Genomic DNA, 21537 nt, shown 5'->3' with positions numbered 1-21537 from the left:
GTTCCGGCCCGTTTCCCTCTCGGGGGGCTTTTCCCTTTCGGCGTTTCCGACTCTATCAGATCCTTTCGGGCCTGACTCCCAGTCAGCGGGCTTTGTCATCCGGACCGATCGGCCCTTCCGACGAGTGAGACAGTAGCGGATTCCCGGCCTCCGAGCTAATCGGCGACCGTGTCCTTCGGACATGGATTCCTCATTCGCAAATACGCATGGAAACGAGACGACAGGGTGCATCGTTCGTTCGAATGGGTTCTTGCGGAATGACTGTCCGGGGCCGACCTGGGTCGGTGCTCACGTCGGACAGCTCGGAGGAGATTACGCATCGCGGAGGCCCGTGTCAACTCACCTCCCGGAGCGCCGGGCCTCCGGGGCCGGGCCCGGCGCTCAGGAGTGGTGGGACGGGTTCGGTTCGTCCGTGCTGAAGACCCTGAGCAGCCGCTTCCCGGTCATCCGCCCGTGGTTCACGGTGTGGTCCACCGCGAAGCCGAGCAGAGCGCGCCCCAAGTCGGCGCTGGATCCGGTGTACCCCTGATCCAGCTCGAGCTCCTGGGCGGCGCCTTCGCCCCAGACCAGGTGGGCGAGGGCCAGGACACGGCCCTGGGCCAGCGCGAGGGCGACCCGGCTCTCCCAGCTTCCCGGGTTGAGCCATACCGCCGCGTTGAGACAGGCCCACGCCCGGACGAGGCGGTTCCTCACGAGCTCTTCGCTCCCCGCCGCGGACTGAAGGGTGAGCCGCGGATCCTCCGGTTCCCGGGGCTCCCATGCGGGGACGAAGTTGCACAGCCTTTCGGCCTGCTCCAGATGGAAGAGGGCCAGCTGTCGCACCGTCTCGATCGTGGCGCCGAGGTCGGTCAGGGCATCGGTGAAGGAGCTGCGCTCGCCTTCCGTGGTGACCTGGCCCAGGTCCGTGAGCCCTGATGCGAGCTGGAGGAAGCCGGTCTGCTCCGCCGAGGTCAGTAGGCCGTCCAGCTCGGCGGGGACCCCCGCCAGGGAGGGGTTCGGTGACGGGCGGAACGCGCACGCCGCACGGAGTCGCAGCACCTCGCCCCAGTGTCCCGGCGCGGGCTTCGGGGACTCCGCGAGCTCCCGGTGCGCGGTCTCCAGGAAGCGGCTCCGCTGCGGTCCGGGACCGGTCTTCCACAGTCCTTCCCGGAGCAGGGCGTCCGCACGGAGCAGGAGCAGTTCCCGCCGTTTGTACTCGGGCAGGGTCTTGCGCCTGGGATCCGCCCTATTGGCGGCTGTGGCGAAGGTCCAGTCGGCCATGGCGTCCTTGGCCATGATCGTCAGGAACTCGTACTGAGGTGGTGGCTGCCGTCCTTCGGTCACGGAGTAGATCTGGCGGAACGCCCCGTTCGGGATCTCTCCCCCGGAGATGGCGGCCAGCTCGTGCAGGAAGCGGCGCTCCAGGGAGTGGTGCGCCCTGAACCAGGTGTTCGACGGCCCGTAGCTCTCGGCGAACGACCGGACCCCGGCCTCACGGTCCGCATGAACGGCGCGCAGCTTCTGCTCGAGGTCAGGCCCCGGCGCCGGCGCCAAGGGGCACGGCGCCGGCAGGACGAGCGGGGAGTCCGTCTCGCCGAGCAGTTGCTGACCGACGAGAACGGACCACGCGCCGGGATCCCTCTTGTCGGCGGCCCGCCCGACCTCGGCCGTCCACTGCGTGAACGCCGGGCCCGCCGCGTCCCGCAGCGTCTCGGACCAGACCCGCTGGGACAGCATGGTGGTCATGGTGAGCCAGCTGCGCAGCACCATCCAGTCCTGGTCGGCATCCAACGAGCGGTCCAGGCCGGCCTTGACCTCACGCAGGTCCCTCAGCACCTCCTGGTGCATGCCCAGGGACTCCTTGTCCGGAACGCCGGCCGCCAGGAGGAACGCCCTGAAGACCCACTCGTCCCTGTCCGACCCCGGAACCAGCGAGCCGGACGCCTCGATGTCCTCCAGCACCGCCAGCCGCTCCATCCCGAGCAGCGAGGAACGTGCCGAGCTGAGGGAGTTCATCGCCTGGCTGGCCGCCCGCCAGCGGGCGAGCGGGGGCAGACCCACCGCGGGCCCGTGCGGGTCGTAGGTCAGGAGGTGTTTCAGCAGGCATCCGAGAGTCGCTGCGGCCGTTTCCTGGGCGATGACGGCTTCCAGCGTCTTCTCGAACTGCTGCCCCATGCCCACCTGGGCGGACTCCGTCGCGATCCGGATGGCTCCGACCATGTGCCGGGCCTGCTTCTCCGGGTCGTCACCGACCCGCGCTTCGAGCAGGTGCAACTGATGGGACAGGCGTACGAGCCCGTCGCCCGGCGACGCCTTGATCGAGTCCTCGAGACTGTCGATGAGCATCGCCACCGATCGGGCGATCCGCCGCAGGACGTCGTGGTCGTCGGTGAGCTGTACCGTCTGAAGGCCCCAGCCGGCCAGGGCGAGGACCCTTCTCACCCGCCCTGTCGAAAAGTCGAGGCTGAAGTCGTGGGCGAGTTGTTCCAGCACGTAGGTACGGAACTCGCAGACCTCGTCGACGGCGTCCAGCTGCCGCGCGCAGAGCAGCGTGAGGCGGTCCAGCGTGTTGATCTCGATACGGCCGATGCCCGGCCTCCGGTGGAACTCCTCTTCGAGGTGAAGCAGGACCTCCGACAGGTTCTCGCGCAGCTCCGGCGTGTGGACGGGCAGTCGGGAGAGCACGTTGAGCCGTGCGATACCGAGCTGGAAGGGAGGAAACGCGCCCTGGGGACGGCTCGGGGACTTGCTCTGCAGCCGGCCCAGGCCGGCCTGCGACTCCTTGAGGTCGACCGGGAGGAAAGGGGTGTCGACGGACTGTGCCAGCAGGTGAGCGGTGAGGACGGACCGCGTCTCGGACCATTCTGCGAGGCGTGACGGGGAAAGGCCCGGGAGCTCCAGTTCGTCGAGTTCGTTGAGGGCCCGTTCCAGGACACCCACCGTCTGGAACTCTTCGTGTGTCCGACGGCCGTCGTCCGCGGGGGTGTCGACCTGTTCCGGGCTCGGCGGCGCGCCGAACTGCTGCACGTGGGCGAGGAGCTCGGCGGACGCCTGGCCGATGAGCCGGTCGACCTCCGCCTCGTCGACCTGGGGAGCGCCGAGGAGCACGTCGGGAACCCGGTTCTCCCCGTACCGGTCGTGGGGGGAGAACTGGAGTCTTCTGCGGATCTCCCGGAGCGCGTCCTGGGCCACCGAGCCGACCGTGACCTCCAGCCGGCTTCCGCCGGGGACGGTGTCCACCAGGACTCCGGATGCCCGCAGCCAGTCCACGACCCCCTGGAGGGGCTTCAGTGCGGCCGGCAGTTCCTCCACCACGAGGGGTGGAGCGCCCAGCTGGACCCATGCCAGCAGGATGGCGAGAGCGCCCGGCTCGGCCCCCTCCCGGAGCCGGCAGCCGGATTCGACCAGCACCGGCTCGATCACGTAGTGGGTCGCGCGCCTGATCTCCTTGCCGAGGCGGGCGCTGTCCGGCTGCTCGTTGAGGAGGCTCATGCGCGCCCCCAGGGCGGCGACGGCCTGCATCAGCACGACCGGGCGGAGGGTCATCGTGTCGTCGCCGGCCAGCCGCAGCGCCTCGTCCGGATCCGGGCCGGTGACGCCCTGCTCGTCCAGGAGCTGACGGATGAGTTCGGCGGCCTCGCCCCGCTCCAGGCCGGGTACGGGCACCGCCGCGGCAGGCATCAGCTGGCCGTTGCCGGTGACGCCTCCGGCGTTCCGGCCGGCGACCAGCAGGACCAGTGCGTCCCGGAACAGCGGGTAGGCGAGGAGCAGTTCCAGGTCCTCGTAGACCTTGCGCAGGTCGGTCCTGGTGGCGCGGAGGGTGATGTACAGGACCAGCGGCCGCGCGCCTGCGCGACGGGCGAGCTCCGTCACTGCGCGTTCGCGGGCGTCGGCGAAGTGGGCCGTGGTCGGCTCCAGGTTGGCGGTGTGCTCCCTGGTCACTCCCAGGGCGAGCTGCAGCGACCTCAGGGCCGGGACGGGACTGTTGTACCGGATCAGGTCGAGGTCGAGGCGGAGGACGTAAGGGTCCTGGGGCAGGGCGGCGCACACGCCTTCGGGGGTGCCCAGGAAGATCTCCGTGAGGAAGTTCTTGCCCACGCCCGGCTCCCCGGTCACCGGCACCACGGCACCGGACCGGGAACGGTCCTGGAGCAGGGTGAACTGCTTCGGCCGCGGAAGGACCGGGCGACCGGTCGGCCGGTAGTCCCAAGGCCATTTCAGCCCCATGGGGGCCGGGGGCTCCTGGTGGAGGGGCCTGGCGCCGGGTTCGTCCGGCGCCGGGTCCTCGTGCCCGGCCGCGGCCGGGGAGGAACCCTGCGCGGACTCCGGCTCCGTGGCGGCCACGTTCTTCGGCGCCAGGTTGGGGAGCCAGGGGAGGTGTCGGATCCCGCCGGGTGACACGAGCGCGTCCGGTACGCGCTTGTCGAAGTCGAGGAGTCCGAGGTTGCGGTTGTGGTGGTCCGCCTGCGTGTTGATCAGGAGGGCGAGACGGTCGAGGCTCAGGTGCGTGACGTCCGGCGGAGCCAGTTCGGAGACGGCCCTGACTAAGGCGTTGGTGAAGAAGCTGGGACCGTCCTCCACCGGCGATCGGGCCAGTTTGTCCTTGTCCGCCGCGACCAGCAGGGCGATCTTCTCCACGGCCCCGGGCTGTTGCAGTTCGGCCCGGACGTGGTCGATCGCCGCGCCGGCGTGGCAGCAGTCGAGGATCACGATGACGTGGTCGGCGGGGAACTTGGTGGCCTGCAGCGTATGGGCGACGTCCCGGAAGGCCAGGCTGCCGCTCTTCGTCTCCACCGACGTCGTATGACTCAACGCGAGGTGGAGTCCTTGGTCGCCGAGGGGGTACCCATGTCCCGAGAAGTAGACCAGGAAGAGATCCATCTGCTCTGGAGACCGTGCCGTGTTGTCCAGCGCCATGAGGACGTCGTCGGGCCGCAGCGATCCGTTGTGGGAGCTGAGCTGCACGCAGTTGCGATTGGGGAGCCCCCAGCTCTGCAGCAGATCGCTCATCGCGTCGAGGCTGTGCAGGACCGAGGGCAGGCCATCCAGTCCCGGGCTCTGTGGGTACTCGTGACAACCGATGAGCACGGCACGGGATCGCTGCGGGTCGAACGGTCTGGGCTGGCTGGTCATCAACGGCCCTCTTCCTCAGGGACGGACTCAGCTGCCCGGTCGGTCCGTCTCTTCCTCGTCCGCGTCCTTCAGCAGCTCCGCGATGGATTCCCGCGCCTGACGGTCGAGCTTCGTCGCCTCCACCTGCACGGTGCGCCTGCCGTTGGACACCGTCCAGGTACTGGTCCGCCCGAGACGCGCCTCCAGCCAGATGAGGAAGGCGGTCAGAGCCGCCTCGACCACCTCCGGGTGCGTGGAGGCGAAGGCGAGTCCCTCGTCCAGTACGCCCATGTCCCCCGGCGCGCTGCGCTTCTTGATGATCTCGACCGTGAAGTCCGGCCTGCCGACCTGCCGGTTGACGGCGTCCTGGAGCGAGGAAAGGTCTTCCGAGCCGTCAACACAGACCAGACTGATAGGCACAGTTGGACCCCTCTGTCTCACAGGCGACGCATGTACGCGCGACTATACCGACGGGGCTTGGGCTCGGGGCGGCGTTGGAAAAAGGCATGAAATCAGTCCGCTCCCAGCACCGTCCCGACACGGGAGGAGCGCCCTCGACGCCACCCGCACCCGCAGGTGCCGTCAGTAGCGGTACCGGGCCGCGAGGATGACGATCTCCTCGTCCGTCACCAGGTAGACCAGGCGGTGCTCGTCATCGATCCGCCGCGACCACACGCCAGGCAGGTGGTACTTCAACGGCTCCGGCTTACCGATGCCGGTGAAGGGGTCGCGCCTGGTGTCCTCGATGATCTTGTTGATCCGGGCGAGCATCTTGCGGTCGTTCTTGAGCCAGGACGTGTAGTCCTCCCGGCCCTGATCCTCGAAGACGAGCCTCACGCGGCACCCGCGCCCGCGTCCGCCGAGTCCGGATCGATCAGCTCGCGCTCCGACGCGTTGATGTTCGCCAGGGCATTCTCGTACGCCTTGAGAAGCCGGGAGTCGACGACGAGGGGCCCGCCCACCGCCACGAGGAGTCATTGTGTACACATGGCACACTCGGTACGCTTGAGCGCATGACGCAGCCGCTGCCCATCGAGTCCATCCGCGACGTGCGCGCACACTTGGCGGAGGTCGTGGAGCGCGCAGATCGCGACGACGTGCCGACGGTGATCACTCGCCGCGGCAAGGAAGTCGCCGCCGTCGTCTCCATCGAGGTGCTGCGCAAGTACCAGGAGTGGGAAGAGCGCGAGATCAATCGGATCATCGACGAGCGCATGGCCAACCCCGCACCCGGCATCCCGATCGAGGACGTCATGAGGGAGACGCTGGCGCGCAGTGAGTGAGTACCGAACCGTCTTCCGCCCCGAGGCGCAGGCCGAGCTTCGGAAGATCCCGCGCGAGATGGCGCTGCGCATCCTGGCCAAGCTGACCGAGCTGGAAAGCGATCCACTCGGCTTCAACACCACCGCGCTCGCGTCCCAGCCCGAACGCCGCCGGCTGCGCGTCGGCGACTACCGCGTCGTCTACACGATCGACAACGGGGAGCTGGTGGTCTGGGTCGTCCACGTGGGGCACCGGTCCACCGTTCACGAGACCTGATCACCACTGACCCCGCATCAGAATATCCAGCACCCATCCAGCACGGTGACGACGAAGGGGTCGGACTCGACAGAGCCCGACCCCTTCTGACCTGCATGTTTGACGAAACTATCTAACATGCGGTAGCGAGACGGTTACACGTTGAAGCGGAACTCGACCACGTCGCCGTCCTGCATGACGTAGTCCTTGCCCTCCATGCGGGCCTTGCCCTTGGCGCGGGCCTCGGCGACCGAGCCGCACTCGACCAGGTCGGCGAAGGAGATGACCTCGGCCTTGATGAAGCCGCGCTGGAAGTCGGTGTGGATCACACCGGCCGCCTCGGGGGCGGTGGCGCCCTTCTTGATGGTCCAGGCGCGGGTTTCCTTCGGGCCGGCCGTCAGGTAGGTCTGCAGGCCCAGGGTGTCGAAGCCCACGCGGCCCAGCGTCGCCAGGCCCGGCTCCTCCTGGCCGACGGACTGGAGGAGCTCGAGGGCCTCCTCGTCGTCCAGCTCGGCGAGGTCCGCCTCCAGCTTGGCGTTCAGGAAGATCGCCTCGGCCGGCGCGACCAGCGCGGACTGCTCGGCCTTGAAGGCGTCGTCCGTCAGCTCGTCCTCGTCGACGTTGAAGACGTAGAGGAACGGCTTGGTGGTGAGCAGGTGCAGCTCGTGGAGGAGGTCGCCCTGCTCCGTGCCCTTGGTGATGCCCTTCGAGAAGAGGGTGTGGCCCTCTTCGAGGATCTTGCGCGCCTCGACGACCGCGGCCAGGACCGCGACCTTGTCCTTCTGGAGGCGGGACTCCTTCGTCAGGCGCGGCTCCGCCTTCTCGATGGACTGCAGGTCGGCGAGGATCAGCTCGGTGTTGATCGTCTCGATGTCGTCCTTCGGCGAGACCTTGCCGTCGACGTGCACGACGTTCTCGTCCTTGAAGGCGCGGATGACCTGGCAGATCGCGTCCGACTCACGGATGTTCGCCAGGAACTTGTTGCCCAGGCCCTCGCCCTCGCTCGCGCCGCGCACGATGCCGGCGATGTCGACGAAGTCGACCGTGGCCGGGAGGAGCTTCGCCGAGCCGAAGATGCCGGCCAGCACGGCCAGGCGCGGGTCCGGGACGCCGACGACGCCGACGTTCGGCTCGATGGTGGCGAACGGGTAGTTGGCCGCCAGCACGTCGTTCTTGGTCAGGGCGTTGAACAGGGTCGACTTGCCGACATTCGGCAGGCCGACGATTCCGATCGTGAGCGACACGTTGGCGACTTCCCGTGAGCTGGAGGGGGGCATGGACACCCGGTCCGGAGACGGACCACCGGACAGTTTACTTTCCGATGAGCGGCGGTCGACGTGTCCAGGGGCCCTCCAGGTCCCGCGCGGCCTAGTTTTGTCAGGTGGAGCAACACAGGACGCGATCGCCGAATCACCCCCAGCGACGGCCCCAGGGCCGGCGGCCCGCCCTGCCCCCGCAGTACGCCGAGGCCCGGCCGCGCGGGGCGCAGCTGCGGGGCGCGCGCGGTGGCCGCCGGATGCCGCTGCTGCGGCGGCTGCCCAACCCGCGGCTGACGGGGCTGGGCGGCGGCCTGTTCGCGTGCGCCGCGATGGCCGTCGTGGCGGGCCTGGACTGGCTGCTCTTCGACGGGTCGATGATCGCGTACGGGCTGCTCTTCGTGCCCGTGGCCGCCACCACCGCGCTGTGGGTGCGGCCCGCGGACCTCGTCACCGCGCCCATCGCCGTACCGATCGCGTTCGCGGCCGGGGTGTGGCCGATCGCCGGCGGCTCGGGCGGCTTCGGCGGGCAGCTGATGGGGGTGGTGACCGCCCTCGCGCTGCACGCCGGCTGGCTGTACGCGGGGACGCTGCTGGCCGCCCTGATCGTGCTGGTCCGCAAGGCGGTGCTGATCAGCCGTCGCCGCCGCCCGAAGCGGACGGCGGCGAGCTGAGGGGTCCGCCGTCCAGGGAGTCCTGACCGCCGGTGAGGGCAGGAGCTCGCCCCCAGCGGCCCCGCGGCCGGGCCTCAGATCGTGGCCGAGCGGCGGGCCGCCATGGCGGCGCCCACGATGCCGGCGTTGTTCTGCAGGGCGGCCGGCACGATCTCGGCGCGGATGCCGTCCGCGACCATCGGCAGGAACTTGTCGGCCTTGCGGCTGACGCCGCCGCCGATGATGAAGAGCTCGGGCGAGAAGAGCATCTCCACGTGGGCGAGGTACTTGTGCACCCGCTTGGCCCACTTCTCCCAGTTCAGCTCCTCGTCCTCCTTCGCCTTCGTGGAGGCCTTCTTCTCCGCGTCGTGGCCGTGCAGCTCCAGGTGGCCCAGCTCGCTGTTGGCCACCAGCCGCCCGTCCGTGAACACCGCGCTGCCGATGCCGGTGCCGAAGGTCAGGAGGATGACGGTGCCGGTACGGCCGCGGCCCGCGCCGAAGGTCATCTCGGCGACCCCGGCGGCGTCCGCGTCGTTCAGGACCGTCACCGGCAGGCCGGCCAGCCGTCCCGACAGGAGTGCGCGGGCGTCCACGTCCACCCACGCCTTGTCGACGTTGGCGGCCGTTCGGGTGACGCCCTCGGTCACGACGCCGGGGAAGGTGACCCCGACCGGGCCGGACCAGCCGAAGTGGGAGACCACCTGGACCACGCCGTCGGCCACCGCCTCGGGGGTGGCGGGGTGCGGGGTCAGCACCTTGTAGCGCTCGCGCGCGAGGTCGCCGCGGTCCAGGTCCACGGGCGCGCCCTTGATCCCGGATCCGCCGATGTCCACGCCGAATATCTGCTGCATGGAATCACCGTACGGAAGCCGGGACCGGTCGGCAGCAGGGCGACCGGCCCTGCCACCCGCAGGGGTCTACTGCTCCGCGGTCAGGTCCGCCGCCTCGGCGCGCAGGTCGCGGCGCAGCTCCTTGGGCAGCGAGAAGGTGATGGACTCCTCGGCGGTCTTGACGATCTCGACGTCCGCGTAGCCGCGCGCGGACAGCCACTCGAGGACCTCCTCGACCAGGACCTCGGGGACCGAGGCGCCGGAGGTCAGGCCGATCGTGGTGACGCCCTCCAGCCAGGCCTCGTCGATCTCGTGCGCGAAGTCGACCAGGTGCGCGGCGCCCGCGCCGGCGTCCAGGGCCACCTCGACCAGGCGGATCGAGTTCGAGGAGTTCTTGGAGCCGACGACGATGACCAGGTCGGCGTCCGCGCCCATGGCCTTGACGGCGGCCTGGCGGTTCGAGGTGGCGTAGCAGATGTCGTCGCTGGGCGGCGAGACGAGCAGCGGGAACTTGGTCTTGAGCGCGTCGACGGTCTCCATCGTCTCGTCGACGGAGAGGGTGGTCTGGGAGAGCCAGACGACCTTGGACTCGTCGCGGACGGTGACCTTCTCGACGTCGTGCGGGCCGTCCACGATGGTGATGTGGTCGGGGGCCTCGCCGGAGGTGCCGATGACCTCCTCGTGGCCCTCGTGGCCGATGAGGAGGATGTCGAAGTCCTCGTTGGCGTACCGGATCGCTTCCTTGTGCACCTTGGTGACCAGCGGGCAGGTCGCGTCGATGGTCGCGAGCTTGCCGCGGCGGGCCTCCTCGTGGACCACCGGGGCCACGCCGTGCGCGGAGAACATCACGATGTTGCCCGGGGGCACCTCCTCCGTCCGCTCGACGAAGATCGCGCCCTTCTTCTCCAGGGTCTGCACGACGTACTTGTTGTGCACGATCTCGTGGCGCACGTAGACGGGCGCACCGTACTGCTCGAGGGCCTTCTCGACGGCGATCACGGCACGGTCGACGCCCGCGCAGTAGCCACGGGGGGCGGCGAGCAGGACACGGCGACGGGCGGCAGGGGCAGTCATGCGGTCCATCGTAAGGCCGTCCGCAGCAGGCCGGAGATCGTGCCCGTGCCCCAGACTGGTTCGAAAAGATCGTCTACGGGTGGCCCCGGGAGGAACGATGACGGCGCCCCAGGACCCCGGCTCGGGCGAGGGCCCCGACGCGGGGCCGGGCGACTCCGCGGGTGGGGGCCGACTGCGCCGGAGCCTCGGGTTCCGCGACCTGGTCGTCTACGGGCTGCTGTTCATCGCCCCCATGGCGCCCGTCGGGGTCTTCGGCACCCTCGACGCCCGCTCGCACGGCGCCGTCGCGCTCGTCTACCTGGTCGCCACCGTCGCGATGGCGTGCACCGCGTTCAGCTACGCCGAGATGGTGCGGGTCGCCCCGCAGGCGGGCTCGGTCTTCACGTACGCGCGCAAGGGGCTCGGCGCGGGGGCGGGGCTGACCGCGGGCTGGATGGCGATGCTGGACTACCTCCTCATCCCGGCGGTGGCCTACCTCTTCGCCGGGATCGCCATGAACGCGCTGGTGCCCGAGGTGTCGCGGTGGGCGTGGACGGCGCTCGCGGTGGTCGTCACCACGCTGCTGAACCTGTGGGGCGTACGGGCGGCCGCGCGGGTCGGCTTCGCGGTGCTGACGGTGGAGGTCGCGGTGCTGCTGGTGTTCCTGGTGGCGGCGGTGACCGTGCTGGTGCGCGACGGGGCGCGGCGCGACTGGCTGTCCCCGCTGACCGGGGACGGCTCGCTGGGGTTCTCGCTCGGGGCGGTGCTGGCCGCGGTGTCGGTGGCGGTGCTGTCGTACCTGGGCTTCGACGCGATCGCGGCGTTCGCGGAGGAGGTGACCGGGGGGTCGGAGCGGGTGGCCCGGGCGTTGCTGTTCTGCCTCGCGCTGACGGGCGTGCTGTTCGTGGCACAGACGTACCTGGCGGCGCTGCTGGAGCCGCTGTCGGCGGCGGAGCTGGCGGCCGACCCGGCCAAGCAGGGCTCCGCGTTCTACGACACGGTCGACGCGGCGGTGGGCGACTGGCTGCACGACCTGGTGGCGCTGAGCAAGGCCGTCGGCGCCGCGTTCGCCGCGTTGGCCGGGCAGGCGGCGGCCGGCCGGCTGCTGTTCGCGATGGCGCGGGAGCAGCGGCTGCCGAGGGCGCTGGCGCGGACCTCGCGGGGCGGGGTGCCGCGGGCCGCGCTGCTGTCGGCGGCGGCGGTGACGCTGGTGGCCGCCGTGTGGGCGGCCCGCCGCGACGACGGGCTCGACCACCTGGTGTCGGTGGTCGACATCGGGGCGCTGACGGCCTTCCTGCTGCTGCACGCGTCGGTGGTGGGCTGGTTCGTCGTGCGTCGGGCGGGCGGGGCGCCGAGGTGGTGGCGGCACCTGGCGGTGCCGGTGGCGGGGGCCGGGGTGACGGTGGCGGTGATCGTGGCGGCCTCGGGGACGGCGCAGCTGGTGGGGGGTGCGTGGCTGGCGGTGGGGCTGGCCGTCCTGCTGGTCCAGCGGCGCCGGTCCGGGCGGGACGGCTCTGTCGGCGCGGGCCGTTAGCCTGCCTGCATGGGTCTCAATACGTCGGCCGAGGCGCCGCTGCCCGTCGGCCAGGTGTCCCGGCTCATCGGGGGCTGGATCGAGCGGCTCGGCCAGGTGTGGGTGGAGGGGCAGATCACCCAGCTCTCGCGCCGGCCGGGCGCGGGGGTGGTCTTCATGCGACTGCGCGACCCCTCGCACGACATCTCGGTGAGCGTGACCTGCTACCGCCAGGTGTTCGACGACGTGGCCGACGCCGTGCAGGAGGGCGCCCGGGTGGTCGTCCTGGCCAAGCCCGAGTGGTACGCCAAGCGCGGCGAGCTGTCGCTGCGCGCCACCGAGATACGGCCGGTGGGCATCGGCGAGCTGCTGGCCCGGCTGGAGAAGCTGAAGCGGTCGCTGGCGGCCGAGGGTCTGTTCGCGCTGGACCGCAAGAAGCCGCTGCCGTTCCTGCCGCAGCTGATCGGGCTGGTCTGCGGCCGGGCCTCGGCGGCCGAGCGGGACGTGCTGGACAACGCGCGCCGGCGCTGGCCGGCCGTGCGCTTCGAGGTGCGCAACGTGGCGGTGCAGGGCGTGCACGCGGTGCCGCAGGTGGTCCGGGCGGTCGAGGAGCTCGACGCGCACGACGGCGTCGACGTGATCATCGTGGCGCGCGGCGGCGGCAGCGTGGAGGACCTGCTGCCGTTCTCGGACGAGCAGGTCGTCCGGGCGGTGGCCGCGGCCCGTACTCCGGTGGTCTCGGCCATCGGGCACGAGCCGGACTCGCCGCTGCTGGACCTCGTGGCGGACCTGCGGGCGTCGACCCCGACGGACGCGGCGAAGAAGGTGGTGCCGGACGTGGGCGAGGAGCTGGACCGGGTCCGGCTGCTGCGCGACCGCGCGCGTCGGTGCGTGCACGCCCTGCTGGACCGGGAGGAGCGGGGGCTGGCGCACGCGCTGGGCCGGCCGGTGTTCGTTCATCCGCAGCGGATGATCGAGGACCGGGAGGAGCAGGTCGAGGCGCTGCTGGCGCGCAGCCGGCGGACCTTCGGGCACCTGCTGGACCGGGCGGACTCGGAGCTGTCGCACACCCGGGCGCGGGTGGTGGCGCTGTCCCCGGCGGCGACCCTCGAGCGCGGGTACGCGGTGCTCCAGCGGGCGGACGGGCACGTGGTGCGCGCGCCGGCGGAGGCCGCGCCGGGCGAGGTGCTCCGGGCCCGGGTGGCCGAGGGTGAGCTCGCGGTGCGCGTGACCGGTGCCGGTTCCGGCATCGGTGCCGGTGCCGATGCCGGTGGTGCCGACGTCGGCACCGGTGCCGACGGGGCGGCGGCGGCCGCCGAGACTTCGTCGTGACGCAACGCTGCCGCTTCCCCCTCCACGTCCGCATCCACATCCGCATCCACATCCGCATCCACATCGACTTGAGGTGATCCCGCATGGCCGAGACGAACACGGCACTGGGCTACGAGCAGGCCCGCGACGAGCTCATCGAGGTGGTGCGCCGCCTCGAGGCGGGCGGTACGACGCTGGAGGAGTCGCTGGCCCTGTGGGAGCGCGGCGAGGAGCTGGCGCAGGTCTGCCGGCACTGGTTGGAGGGAGCGCGGGCCCGGCTCGACTCGGCACTGGCCGCTCGGGAGCAGGCGGAGGAGCGCGGGGACGGCCGCGAGGACGGCTGATCGACGGCGTCGAGCGGAACTCCGGGGCATTTCGAGACCGCCGGGAATAACGTACCTGCGCGGGCAGGTTGTTGCGCGCTGGGTCCGTCGACGAAGCCGGACTCGTTGATGAGTGAACAATCTGTGAAGTGAACCACTCCCGGGTCGGTTTAGTTGAAGTTTCATCTATTTCGCGCCTAGAGTCGTGCACGTCGCTTCGACCCGCACATGGAAGGCATCCGATGTCTCTCGTTCTCGACACCGCCGCCCAGGACCTCCTGTTCCGCGAGGCCCGCACCGCCAACACCTTCACGGACGAGCCCGTCACGGACGAGCAGGTCCAGGCGATCTACGACCTGGTCAAGTACGGCCCGACCGCCTTCAACGCGACCCCGCTGCGCGTGACCCTGGTCCGCTCCGCCGAGGCCCGCCAGCGCCTGGTCGACCTCATGTCCGAGGGCAACAAGGCCAAGACCGCCACCGCCCCGCTGGTCGCCATCCTCTCCGCGGACAACGAGTTCCACGAGGAGATCCCGAAGCTGCTGCCCAGCTACCCGCAGGCCGCCGGCTTCTTCACCGAGCGCCCGGTCCGCGAGGGCTTCGCCGGCATGAACGCCGCGCTGCAGGCCGCGTACTTCATCGTCGGCGTGCGCGCCGCCGGCCTGGCCGCCGGCCCGATGACCGGCGCCGACCTCGAGGGCGTCCGCAAGGAGTTCCTCGACGACGACCACACCCCGCTGATGATCGTCAACATCGGCAAGCCGGGCGAGGCCGCCTGGTACGACCGCAGCCCGCGCCTGTCCTTCGACGAGGTCGTCACCACCGTCTGATCCACCGGATCCGGACCCCCCGAACGGCGTAGGCGAGACGCCGAAGCGACAAGAGGCCGCACCCCGGATGCCGGGGGCGGCCTCTTTCGCTTGCCGATGTCTCCTGCCGTGCCGGGCGGCGGGGTCCGGCCGTGCGGCCGCCGACCCTCGGCGGCCGCCCCGCGGGGTCAGCCCCGCTCCGCCTCGAGCGCCCGCGCCAGCTCCGTGAGCTGCGCGATCGAGCCCGTACCGGTCACGACGGTGGTGGAGCCCTTCTCCTCGCGCACGAGGGCGTCGTACTTCTCGCCCTCCCACACCTGCCAGGTCGCGTCGCCCACGGCCTGCGTGCGGTCGGTCAGCTCCGCCTTCTGCGTCACCTTCGGAACGTACGTCCGCGCCGGCAGCGTCGACTGCTCGACCGCGACGTACTGCCCCTCGGGGTCGAGGAAGCCGAGGTGCCACGCGTTGCCGCTCTTGCGCTCGTACGACACCGAGGTCGCCCGCCAGTCGGCCGAAAGCCCCTGCGGCGCGGCGACCGGGTACGGGGCCGCGCGCCGGGCGGTGATCAGCTCGACGCGGTAGTCCACCACCCGGGTCGGATCGGCCTTGTCGTCATGCGGGATGAAGATGTAGATGGCGCCGACCACGAGGCCGATCACCGCCAGGGACCGCACCATGTCCCAGACCGTCTGCTTGCCTTTCATACCTGCCACGGACACATCGTCCCCCATCCATGGGGGCGATCATCCGCAGGGGGGTGTGGTGGAGGTGACCAAAGCGGGCAGATACCAAGCCGATGGCCATATGCCGCGATATGCCGCTCATACGTGCCCCCCTCTGCTCAGTTTGTCGACCTACCGATAGAGTCGCAGCACCCTCTCTTCTTCCGGCCGTCGTCGTACAGGAAGGTGCGCTCCGATGACCGAGCACAACTTGCCGCCCCAGCTCGTGGTCTCTCCCGAGGCCCCCGACCGCAACCTGGCCCTGGAGCTCGTCCGGGTCACCGAGGCCGCCGCCATGGCCGCCGGCCGCTGGGTGGGCCGCGGCGACAAGATCGGCGCGGACGGCGCGGCGGTCCGGGCCATGCGCACCCTCGTCTCGACCGTGTCGATGAACGGCGTGGTCGTCATCGGCGAGGGCGAGAAGGACGAGGCCCCGATGCTGTTCAACGGCGAGCGGGTCGGCGACGGCACCGGCGCCGAGGTGGACATCGCGGTCGACCCGATCGACGGCACCACCCTGAACGCGAAGGGCATGCCCAACGCCATCGCCGTCCTGGCCGCCGCCGACCGCGGCACCATGTTCGACCCGTCCGCGGTCTTCTACATGGAGAAGCTGGTCACGGGCCCCGAGGCCGCCGACTTCGTCGACATCAACGCCCCGGTGTCGGTCAACATCCGCCGCGTCGCCAAGGCCAAGAACATGGCCGTGGAGGACATCACGGTCGTCATCCTCGACCGCCCCCGCCACGAGGGCATCGTCAAGGAGATCCGCGAGACCGGCGCGCGCATCAAGTTCATCTCCGACGGCGACGTGGCCGGCTCGATCATGGCCGCCCGCGAGGGCACCGGCGTCGACCTGCTGATGGGCATCGGCGGCACGCCCGAGGGCATCATCTCGGCCTGCGCCATAAAGTGCCTGGGCGGCGTGATCCAGGGCAAGCTGTGGCCCAAGGACGAGGCCGAGCGCCAGAAGGCGCTGGACGCGGGCCACGACCTCGACCGCGTGCTGTCGACCAACGACCTGGTCTCCGGCGACAACGTCTTCTTCGTCGCCACCGGCATCACCGACGGCGAGCTGCTGCGCGGCGTCCACTACCGCTCGGAGACGGCCACGACGTCGTCGCTGGTCATGCGCTCGAAGTCGGGCACGATCCGGCGGATCGACTCCACGCACCGGCTCTCGAAGCTGCGCGCCTACAGCGCGATCGACTTCGACCGCGCGCAGTAGCGCGACCGGGTCCGGCACACGGACCCGCGGCCGGACGCGACGAAGGGGCGGTCCCTGTGCGGGGGACCGCCCCTTTCGCGTCGGTACGGCGTCCGGTCCGCCGTACGCCGGTCAGCCGGCGGCGGCCACGGGGCCGGCGGGCGGCGCCTGGCGCAGGTCCCCCGCACGACGCCGGCGGCGGGCCAGCACCACGCGCCGCTCGGCGGCGGTGAGCCCGCCCCACACGCCGTACGGCTCGGGCTGGAGCAGCGCGTGCTCGCGGCACGCGACCATCACGGGGCAGCGGGCGCACACCCGCTTCGCGGCCTCCTCGCGCGACAGGCGCGCGGCCGTCGGCTCCTTGGAAGGGGCGAAGAAGAGTCCGGCCTCGTCCCGGCGGCAGACCGCGTCCAAATGCCATGGGCCGTCCTCCTCCCTGCTGGGCACCCGCTGGTTCGGAAGACTCGGAACGGCGGCTACCTGCAAGGACTGATGCGGCGGTTGAAGCACGGTCTTCTCCTGACGACGGATTCGCGAGCGAGAGACGATGCGTCAGTCCCTACCCCCTGTGCGCGTGCCTAAGCACTGCGTGCCGTCGCCCCGGAACGGGCCGCGGATTTCTGACCGGAATTCGCCCGTCCCCCGGACGAGGTCCGGCCAGGCCCGGCCGCGGGCCCCCGTGCGGGGTCCTGGGGCCGCCGGCCCGCGGACCGCCGGCCAGGTCAGAGGCCGTCCCGGCCGCTCAGGAACCGGCCTGCCCGCGCAGCCGGCCGGAGAGGTCGGCGAGCCGGCGACCGGCGCGCGGCCTGGCCTCCACGTTCCCCAGCAGCGAGAACCCGCGCAGGATCACCACGGGCGCGCCCGGGTCCGGCGCCTCGGTGGTGACCACTTCGAACGCGCCGAGGATTCCGCCGCCGTGGCTGCGCACGGTCACGTTCTCGGGCACCTTGATCTCGATGTACCCCAGCACCGAAACCACCCTGAGCTCGACGACCTGCTGCTCGAAAACGGCTTCGGAGAGGTCGATCTCCACGTCGCCCATCACGGAGACCACCTGCGTGCGCGCCCGGGGGCGCCAGCGGCCCTTCCGGACGGCGCTGCTGCACACCGCGACCACCGTGTCCGCCTCGCCGGGCGCGGCGTAGGCGGGGGCGGCCGGCGGCACGGGGGCGTCCGACGCCCGGTTCCGGTGCGCGCCCGGGAGGTCCCGCACCAGCGTCTCGAGCTCCCCGACGGTCTTCAGCGCGTACAGCGAGTCCAGCCGCTCGGCGTGCTCCTCCGCGGTGAGCCGGCCCTCGGCCAGGGCGTCGGCCAGGACCTGCCCGATCCGGTCGCGATCGGCGTCGGAGGCACGGATGGCGGAATCGCCCGCAGGGCGCTTTTCGAGGTCCACGCCGGCAGCATAGCGAGACGCGATAGATCGCGATAGACCTGTTCCGGCTCCCGGTGAGCCTTACCTCACAGACAAGGCCCTCGGCGGAGGACCTACGCTGGTGTGTCGCGCTGCCAATTGGTCGTCAGCGCTGTCCGCCGAGTGAGGAATGGCCGTCCCATGCCAGAGTTTGCGTACTCCGATCTGCTCCCCCTGGGAGAGGACAACACGCCCTACCGCCTGGTGACCTCCGAGGGCGTTTCCACCGTCGAGGCCGGCGGCCGTACGTTCCTCAAGGTCGAGCCCGAGGCGCTGCGCAAGCTCGCCGAGGAGGCCATCCACGACATCCAGCACTTCCTGCGCCCCGCGCACCTCGCGCAGCTGCGCCGGATCATCGACGACCCCGAGGCCTCCTCGAACGACAAGTTCGTCGCGCTGGACCTGCTGAAGAACGCGAACATCGCCGCCGCCGGCGTCCTGCCCATGTGCCAGGACACGGGCACCGCGATCGTCATGGGCAAGCGCGGCCAGAACGTCCTCACCGAGGGCGGCGACGAGGCGGCCCTGTCCCGCGGCATCTACGACGCGTACACGAACCTGAACCTGCGCTACTCGCAGATGGCCCCGCTGACCATGTGGGAGGAGAAGAACACCGGCTCGAACCTGCCCGCGCAGATCGAGCTCTACGCGACCGACGGCGGCGCGTACAAGTTCCTCTTCATGGCCAAGGGCGGCGGCTCGGCCAACAAGTCCTTCCTCTACCAGGAGACGAAGGCGGTCCTCAACGAGGCCTCCATGATGAAGTTCCTGGAGGAGAAGATCCGCTCGCTGGGCACGGCGGCCTGCCCGCCGTACCACCTGGCGATCGTCGTCGGCGGCACCTCGGCCGAGCACGCGCTGAAGACCGCGAAGCTGGCCTCCGCCCACTACCTCGACGAGCTGCCCCGCGAGGGCTCCGCCCTGGGCCACGGCTTCCGCGACGAGGCCCTGGAGCAGCAGGTCTTCGAGCTCACCCAGAAGATCGGCATCGGCGCCCAGTTCGGCGGCAAGTACTTCTGCCACGACGTGCGCGTGGTGCGCCTGCCGCGGCACGGCGCCTCGCTGCCGGTGGCCATCGCCGTGTCCTGTTCCGCGGACCGCCAGGCCGTCGCGAAGATCACCGCCGAGGGCGTCTTCCTCGAGCAGCTCGAGCGCGACCCGGCCCGCTTCCTGCCGGACACCACCGACGAGCACCTGGACGCCGCGTCGGACGTCGTCGAGATCGACCTGACCCGGCCGATGGACGACATCCTCGCCGAGCTCACCAAGCACCCGGTGAAGACCCGCCTGTCCCTGACCGGTCCCCTGGTGGTGGCGCGCGACATCGCCCACGCCAAGATCAAGGAGCGGCTGGACGCGGGCGAGGACATGCCGCAGTACCTCAAGGACCACCCGGTCTACTACGCCGGCCCGGCGAAGACGCCCGAGGGCTACGCGTCCGGCTCCTTCGGCCCGACGACGGCCGGGCGCATGGACTCGTACGTCGCCCAGTTCCAGGCCGCCGGCGGCTCGAAGGTCATGCTGGCCAAGGGCAACCGCTCGCAGCAGGTGACCGACGCGTGCGACGCGCACGGCGGCTTCTACCTGGGCTCCATCGGCGGCCCGGCCGCGCGCCTGGCCCAGGACTGCATCAAGAAGGTCGAGGTCCTGGAGTACGAGGAGCTCGGCATGGAGGCGGTCTGGAAGATCGAGGTCGAGGACTTCCCGGCCTTCGTCGTCGTCGACGACAAGGGCAACGACTTCTTCCAGAACCCGGCCCCCGAGCCCACCTTCACCCACATCCCGGTCCGCGGCCCGGGCCTGTAGGCCCACCCCGACCCGCGCGCCGGAGCCCGCCGCCCCTCGTGGGGCGGCGGGCTCCGGCGCGTCCGGCCCGGCGTCGGCGGCAACGGAAGCCCCGGAGGCCGAACAGGCGCTCGCGCACGGGCGGTTCCCCCGCGGTCAGCGGTTGAGGTGGAACTCCATCCGCTCGTAGTCGCCGTCCGCGGTCAGGCGGACGTAGCCGCCCACGTCCTTGAAGTCGCCGGTGCCGCCGGTGACCGCGGCGTCGAAGGCGGCCGTCTGCATGTTGGACGGGTCCGCCGACGTCAGGGCCTGGAGGGTCAGCTGGCCGCCGGGTCCGCCGTTCAGCACGACGTTCCCGACGCACAGCAGGTCGTTGCCCGAGCTCCCGGTGCGTACGACGGTGCACGTCACACCGTCCCGTCCGACCACGTCGCCGCCCTTGGTGCGGTAGATGTCGTCGGCGAACGTGAAGACGGCCCCGGTCTCGGGCGGCTGGCCGGTCGGGCCGCTCTGCTGGGACGCGACCTCCTTGGCGTACAGGGTGAAGTCCAGATCGACGGCCGCGGAAGCGGGGACCGGTCCGCTGAGGACCACGGCTGCGGCCGCGCAGGCGCCGAGCGCACCGAGTCTCCTGAAGCTGCGGGACATGTGCTGCCTCCTGGCATGGGGAACCCCCCTGCGCCCTCCCCGCCGGGCCCCCTTCATTGTCCGACGCTCCCCCGCCGCCCGCCCGGCGAGCCGGCGGGGCGGGCGGGATGAGCGCCCCGGACCCGTCCCCACGGCCTGTGGGAGGGCGCGTCGTAGCAGGTTCTCCGGAGGGCGGTCCGGACGACAGCCGAACCGACCGAAGCTCCCGCCGGCCGCCCCGTGGTGTGTGGGGGAGGTGCTTGACGGGGTAGGGCAGGCTGGTCCGGAGGCGGGCCCGGGCCTGGGGTGGCCGAAGGCCAGGGCGAAGCCCCGAAGCCCCAGGGGTGGGCCCGCCGCAGGGCCCGCAGGCCCTGCCCCGTCAAGCACCGAGGGGACCCGCACACCACGGGGCGGCCCCCCGAAGCGAGCCCGCCCCGACGCGGGTGGGCCCCCGCAGGCACCCCGGGCCGGAGGGGGTCGGCCCGGGCCGGCGGGGGTCGGAAGGCCTCCGCCGGCGACGCCCCTCTCAGTGGCAGGTCCGGCCCAGCATGTTGCTCGCGGCCTGGTTCAGCCGGGTGGGCCGCACCGGCATCGGGTGGGGGCTGTGGGGTGCGGCGGGCGGAGCCGATAGCGTGCGGGGTATGAGTTCCATGGGTACGGACGTCCGGGTGATCGCGCACCGCGGGGCGTCGCACGAACACCCCGAGCACACCCTCGCCGCGTACCGGCAGGCCATCGCCGACGGCGCCGACGCGCTGGAGTGCGACGTGCGGCTGACCGCCGACGGGCGGCTGGTGTGCGTGCACGACCGGCGGGTGGAGCGCACCTCGGACGGGCGCGGGGTGGTGTCGTCGATGACGTACGCCGAACTCGCCGCGCTCGACTTCGGCGCCTGGAAGGGCGAGGCGCACCGGGGGGCGCGGGTGCTGCCGTTCGAGGAGCTGCTGGAGCTCGCCCTGGGCGCGGACCGTCCGGTGGGACTGGCGGTCGAGACGAAGCACCCGACCCGGGCCGGCGGGCGGCTGGAGGCCGAGCTCGTGCGGGTCCTCAAGCGGTACGGGCTGGCCGGCGGGGCCGACGGCCGCATCGAGGTGATGAGCTTCTCGCGGACGTCGCTGACCCGGCTGCACCGGCTCGCGCCCGGCCTGCCCGGGGTCTTCCTCATCGAGCGCCGGCTCAGGCCGCTCCGGCCGCCGTTCGCCGGCCACGCGGGGCCGGGCATCGACCTCCTGCGCGAGGACCCCGGGCTGGTGGCGCGGCTGCGGGCCAAGGGGCTGCGGGTGCGCGTGTGGACCGTGGACGAGCCGGCGGACGTCGAGCTGTGCCTGCGCCTGGGCGTCGACACGCTGATCACCAACCGCCCGCGCGAGGTACGGGAGTACCTGGGCGCCCGCACGCGGACGGCCCCGGCCCTCGGCTGACCTCGCC

The 21537-nt window shown here is 71.3% G+C and carries 20 protein-coding genes and 1 pseudogene; 10 read left to right on the top strand and 11 right to left on the bottom strand.

Features of this window, described 5'->3' with window-relative positions; all coding sequences use genetic code 11:
* Positions 1–381: 381 nt before the first annotated feature.
* From ACIQCH_RS18230 to ACIQCH_RS18215, 4 genes and pseudogenes are all read right to left on the bottom strand, one after another.
* Positions 382–5112 (bottom strand): caspase family protein, encoded by a 4731-nt coding sequence (locus ACIQCH_RS18230; RefSeq protein WP_402581944.1) that lies wholly within the window; start codon positions 5110–5112, stop codon positions 382–384.
* Positions 5113–5139: 27 nt separating this feature from the next.
* Positions 5140–5511 (bottom strand): hypothetical protein, encoded by a 372-nt coding sequence (locus ACIQCH_RS18225; protein WP_402581942.1) that lies wholly within the window; start codon positions 5509–5511, stop codon positions 5140–5142.
* A 162-nt stretch (positions 5512–5673) separates the two neighbouring features.
* A complete protein-coding gene (locus ACIQCH_RS18220; RefSeq protein WP_402581941.1) occupies positions 5674–5928 on the bottom strand; it encodes a Txe/YoeB family addiction module toxin in 255 nt (84 codons plus the stop codon).
* Positions 5925–6026, bottom strand: a pseudogene (locus ACIQCH_RS18215) (type II toxin-antitoxin system prevent-host-death family antitoxin); the annotation flags it as partial. The pseudogene ACIQCH_RS18215 and the gene ACIQCH_RS18220, both read right to left, overlap by 4 nt.
* Positions 6027–6104: 78 nt before the next feature.
* Here ACIQCH_RS18215 and ACIQCH_RS18210 point away from each other — a divergent pair.
* Positions 6105–6374, top strand: a complete 270-nt coding sequence (locus ACIQCH_RS18210) for a type II toxin-antitoxin system Phd/YefM family antitoxin (RefSeq protein WP_402581939.1) — start codon at positions 6105–6107, stop codon at positions 6372–6374.
* Complete coding sequence (locus tag ACIQCH_RS18205; protein ID WP_402581938.1) at positions 6367–6630, top strand: type II toxin-antitoxin system RelE/ParE family toxin; 264 nt, start codon at positions 6367–6369, stop codon at positions 6628–6630. The genes ACIQCH_RS18210 and ACIQCH_RS18205 overlap by 8 nt, the downstream gene beginning before the upstream one ends.
* 134 nt (positions 6631–6764) lie before the next feature.
* Here the strand turns inward: ACIQCH_RS18205 and ychF are convergent, their stop codons facing one another.
* A complete protein-coding gene (ychF, locus tag ACIQCH_RS18200; protein ID WP_402581937.1) occupies positions 6765–7853 on the bottom strand; it encodes a redox-regulated ATPase YchF in 1089 nt (362 codons plus the stop codon).
* Positions 7854–7990: 137 nt separating this feature from the next.
* Here ychF and ACIQCH_RS18195 point away from each other — a divergent pair, with 137 nt between their 5' ends.
* Positions 7991–8539 (top strand): DUF6542 domain-containing protein, encoded by a 549-nt coding sequence (locus tag ACIQCH_RS18195; protein ID WP_402581935.1) that lies wholly within the window; start codon positions 7991–7993, stop codon positions 8537–8539.
* 74 nt (positions 8540–8613) lie between these two features.
* Here ACIQCH_RS18195 and ppgK read toward each other — a convergent pair whose 3' ends face one another.
* On the bottom strand, positions 8614–9369 hold the full coding sequence (gene ppgK / locus ACIQCH_RS18190) for a polyphosphate--glucose phosphotransferase (protein WP_402581933.1): 756 nt from the start codon (positions 9367–9369) through the stop codon (positions 8614–8616).
* Positions 9370–9435: 66 nt separating this feature from the next.
* The gene (locus ACIQCH_RS18185) at positions 9436–10431 is read right to left on the bottom strand and encodes a 4-hydroxy-3-methylbut-2-enyl diphosphate reductase (RefSeq protein ID WP_402581931.1); all 996 of its coding nucleotides are present in this window, start codon (positions 10429–10431) and stop codon (positions 9436–9438) included.
* Positions 10432–10519: 88 nt separating this feature from the next.
* On the opposite strand from ACIQCH_RS18185, the gene ACIQCH_RS18180 reads away from it, so the two are divergent.
* From ACIQCH_RS18180 to ACIQCH_RS18165, 4 genes are all read left to right on the top strand, one after another.
* Positions 10520–11935 carry an APC family permease gene (locus ACIQCH_RS18180; RefSeq protein WP_402581930.1) on the top strand — a complete coding sequence of 472 codons (1416 nt, stop codon included), beginning with the start codon at positions 10520–10522 and terminating at the stop codon, positions 11933–11935.
* Positions 11936–11944: 9 nt separating this feature from the next.
* Positions 11945–13246 (top strand): exodeoxyribonuclease VII large subunit, encoded by a 1302-nt coding sequence (gene xseA, locus ACIQCH_RS18175; protein ID WP_402581928.1) that lies wholly within the window; start codon positions 11945–11947, stop codon positions 13244–13246.
* An 83-nt stretch (positions 13247–13329) separates the two neighbouring features.
* Positions 13330–13569, top strand: a complete 240-nt coding sequence (locus ACIQCH_RS18170; protein ID WP_402581926.1) for an exodeoxyribonuclease VII small subunit — start codon at positions 13330–13332, stop codon at positions 13567–13569.
* A gap of 221 nt (positions 13570–13790) precedes the next feature.
* On the top strand, positions 13791–14378 hold the full coding sequence (locus ACIQCH_RS18165) for a malonic semialdehyde reductase (RefSeq protein ID WP_402581924.1): 588 nt from the start codon (positions 13791–13793) through the stop codon (positions 14376–14378).
* Between the two features lie 167 nt (positions 14379–14545).
* Here ACIQCH_RS18165 and ACIQCH_RS18160 read toward each other — a convergent pair whose 3' ends face one another.
* Positions 14546–15061, bottom strand: a complete 516-nt coding sequence (locus ACIQCH_RS18160; RefSeq protein WP_402581961.1) for a DUF4245 domain-containing protein — start codon at positions 15059–15061, stop codon at positions 14546–14548.
* A gap of 214 nt (positions 15062–15275) precedes the next feature.
* On the opposite strand from ACIQCH_RS18160, the gene glpX reads away from it, so the two are divergent.
* Positions 15276–16307 carry a class II fructose-bisphosphatase gene (glpX, locus tag ACIQCH_RS18155; RefSeq protein ID WP_402581922.1) on the top strand — a complete coding sequence of 344 codons (1032 nt, stop codon included), beginning with the start codon at positions 15276–15278 and terminating at the stop codon, positions 16305–16307.
* A gap of 111 nt (positions 16308–16418) precedes the next feature.
* Here the strand turns inward: glpX and ACIQCH_RS18150 are convergent, their stop codons facing one another.
* Positions 16419–16796, bottom strand: coding sequence for a WhiB family transcriptional regulator (locus tag ACIQCH_RS18150; protein WP_030202277.1), 378 nt, complete (start codon positions 16794–16796; stop codon positions 16419–16421).
* A 232-nt stretch (positions 16797–17028) separates the two neighbouring features.
* On the bottom strand, positions 17029–17679 hold the full coding sequence (locus ACIQCH_RS18145) for a DUF1707 domain-containing protein (protein ID WP_402581920.1): 651 nt from the start codon (positions 17677–17679) through the stop codon (positions 17029–17031).
* Between the two features lie 159 nt (positions 17680–17838).
* Here ACIQCH_RS18145 and ACIQCH_RS18140 point away from each other — a divergent pair, with 159 nt between their 5' ends.
* A complete protein-coding gene (locus tag ACIQCH_RS18140; protein WP_402581918.1) occupies positions 17839–19503 on the top strand; it encodes a fumarate hydratase in 1665 nt (554 codons plus the stop codon).
* Positions 19504–19638: 135 nt separating this feature from the next.
* On the opposite strand, the gene ACIQCH_RS18135 is transcribed toward ACIQCH_RS18140, so the two are convergent.
* The gene (locus ACIQCH_RS18135) at positions 19639–20130 is read right to left on the bottom strand and encodes a hypothetical protein (RefSeq protein WP_402581916.1); all 492 of its coding nucleotides are present in this window, start codon (positions 20128–20130) and stop codon (positions 19639–19641) included.
* A gap of 620 nt (positions 20131–20750) precedes the next feature.
* Between ACIQCH_RS18135 and ACIQCH_RS18130 the strand changes: the two genes are divergently transcribed.
* On the top strand, positions 20751–21530 hold the full coding sequence (locus ACIQCH_RS18130; protein ID WP_402581914.1) for a glycerophosphodiester phosphodiesterase: 780 nt from the start codon (positions 20751–20753) through the stop codon (positions 21528–21530).
* Positions 21531–21537 lie beyond the last annotated feature (7 nt).

The organism is Streptomyces sp. NPDC093225, from assembly GCF_044753805.1.
In the GTDB taxonomy this organism is placed as follows: Bacteria; Actinomycetota; Actinomycetes; order Streptomycetales; family Streptomycetaceae; genus Streptomyces.
Note: the sequence above shows the minus strand (reverse complement) of the source record. Positions and strands in the feature narration are given on the sequence as shown.

Coding starts and splice junctions, on each gene's coding strand:
- ACIQCH_RS18130 (WP_402581914.1), top strand. CDS start 20,751: ATGAGTTCCATGGGTACGGACGTCCGGGTGATCGCGCACCGCGGGGCG.
- ACIQCH_RS18210 (WP_402581939.1), top strand. CDS start 6,105: ATGACGCAGCCGCTGCCCATCGAGTCCATCCGCGACGTGCGCGCACAC.
- ACIQCH_RS18135 (WP_402581916.1), bottom strand. CDS start 20,130: ATGTCCCGCAGCTTCAGGAGACTCGGTGCGCTCGGCGCCTGCGCGGCC.
- ACIQCH_RS18160 (WP_402581961.1), bottom strand. CDS start 15,061: ATGAAAGGCAAGCAGACGGTCTGGGACATGGTGCGGTCCCTGGCGGTG.
- ACIQCH_RS18230 (WP_402581944.1), bottom strand. CDS start 5,112: ATGACCAGCCAGCCCAGACCGTTCGACCCGCAGCGATCCCGTGCCGTG.
- ACIQCH_RS18185 (WP_402581931.1), bottom strand. CDS start 10,431: ATGGACCGCATGACTGCCCCTGCCGCCCGTCGCCGTGTCCTGCTCGCC.
- ACIQCH_RS18180 (WP_402581930.1), top strand. CDS start 10,520: ATGACGGCGCCCCAGGACCCCGGCTCGGGCGAGGGCCCCGACGCGGGG.
- glpX (WP_402581922.1), top strand. CDS start 15,276: ATGACCGAGCACAACTTGCCGCCCCAGCTCGTGGTCTCTCCCGAGGCC.
- ACIQCH_RS18165 (WP_402581924.1), top strand. CDS start 13,791: ATGTCTCTCGTTCTCGACACCGCCGCCCAGGACCTCCTGTTCCGCGAG.
- ppgK (WP_402581933.1), bottom strand. CDS start 9,369: ATGCAGCAGATATTCGGCGTGGACATCGGCGGATCCGGGATCAAGGGC.
- xseA (WP_402581928.1), top strand. CDS start 11,945: ATGGGTCTCAATACGTCGGCCGAGGCGCCGCTGCCCGTCGGCCAGGTG.
- ACIQCH_RS18140 (WP_402581918.1), top strand. CDS start 17,839: ATGCCAGAGTTTGCGTACTCCGATCTGCTCCCCCTGGGAGAGGACAAC.
- ACIQCH_RS18170 (WP_402581926.1), top strand. CDS start 13,330: ATGGCCGAGACGAACACGGCACTGGGCTACGAGCAGGCCCGCGACGAG.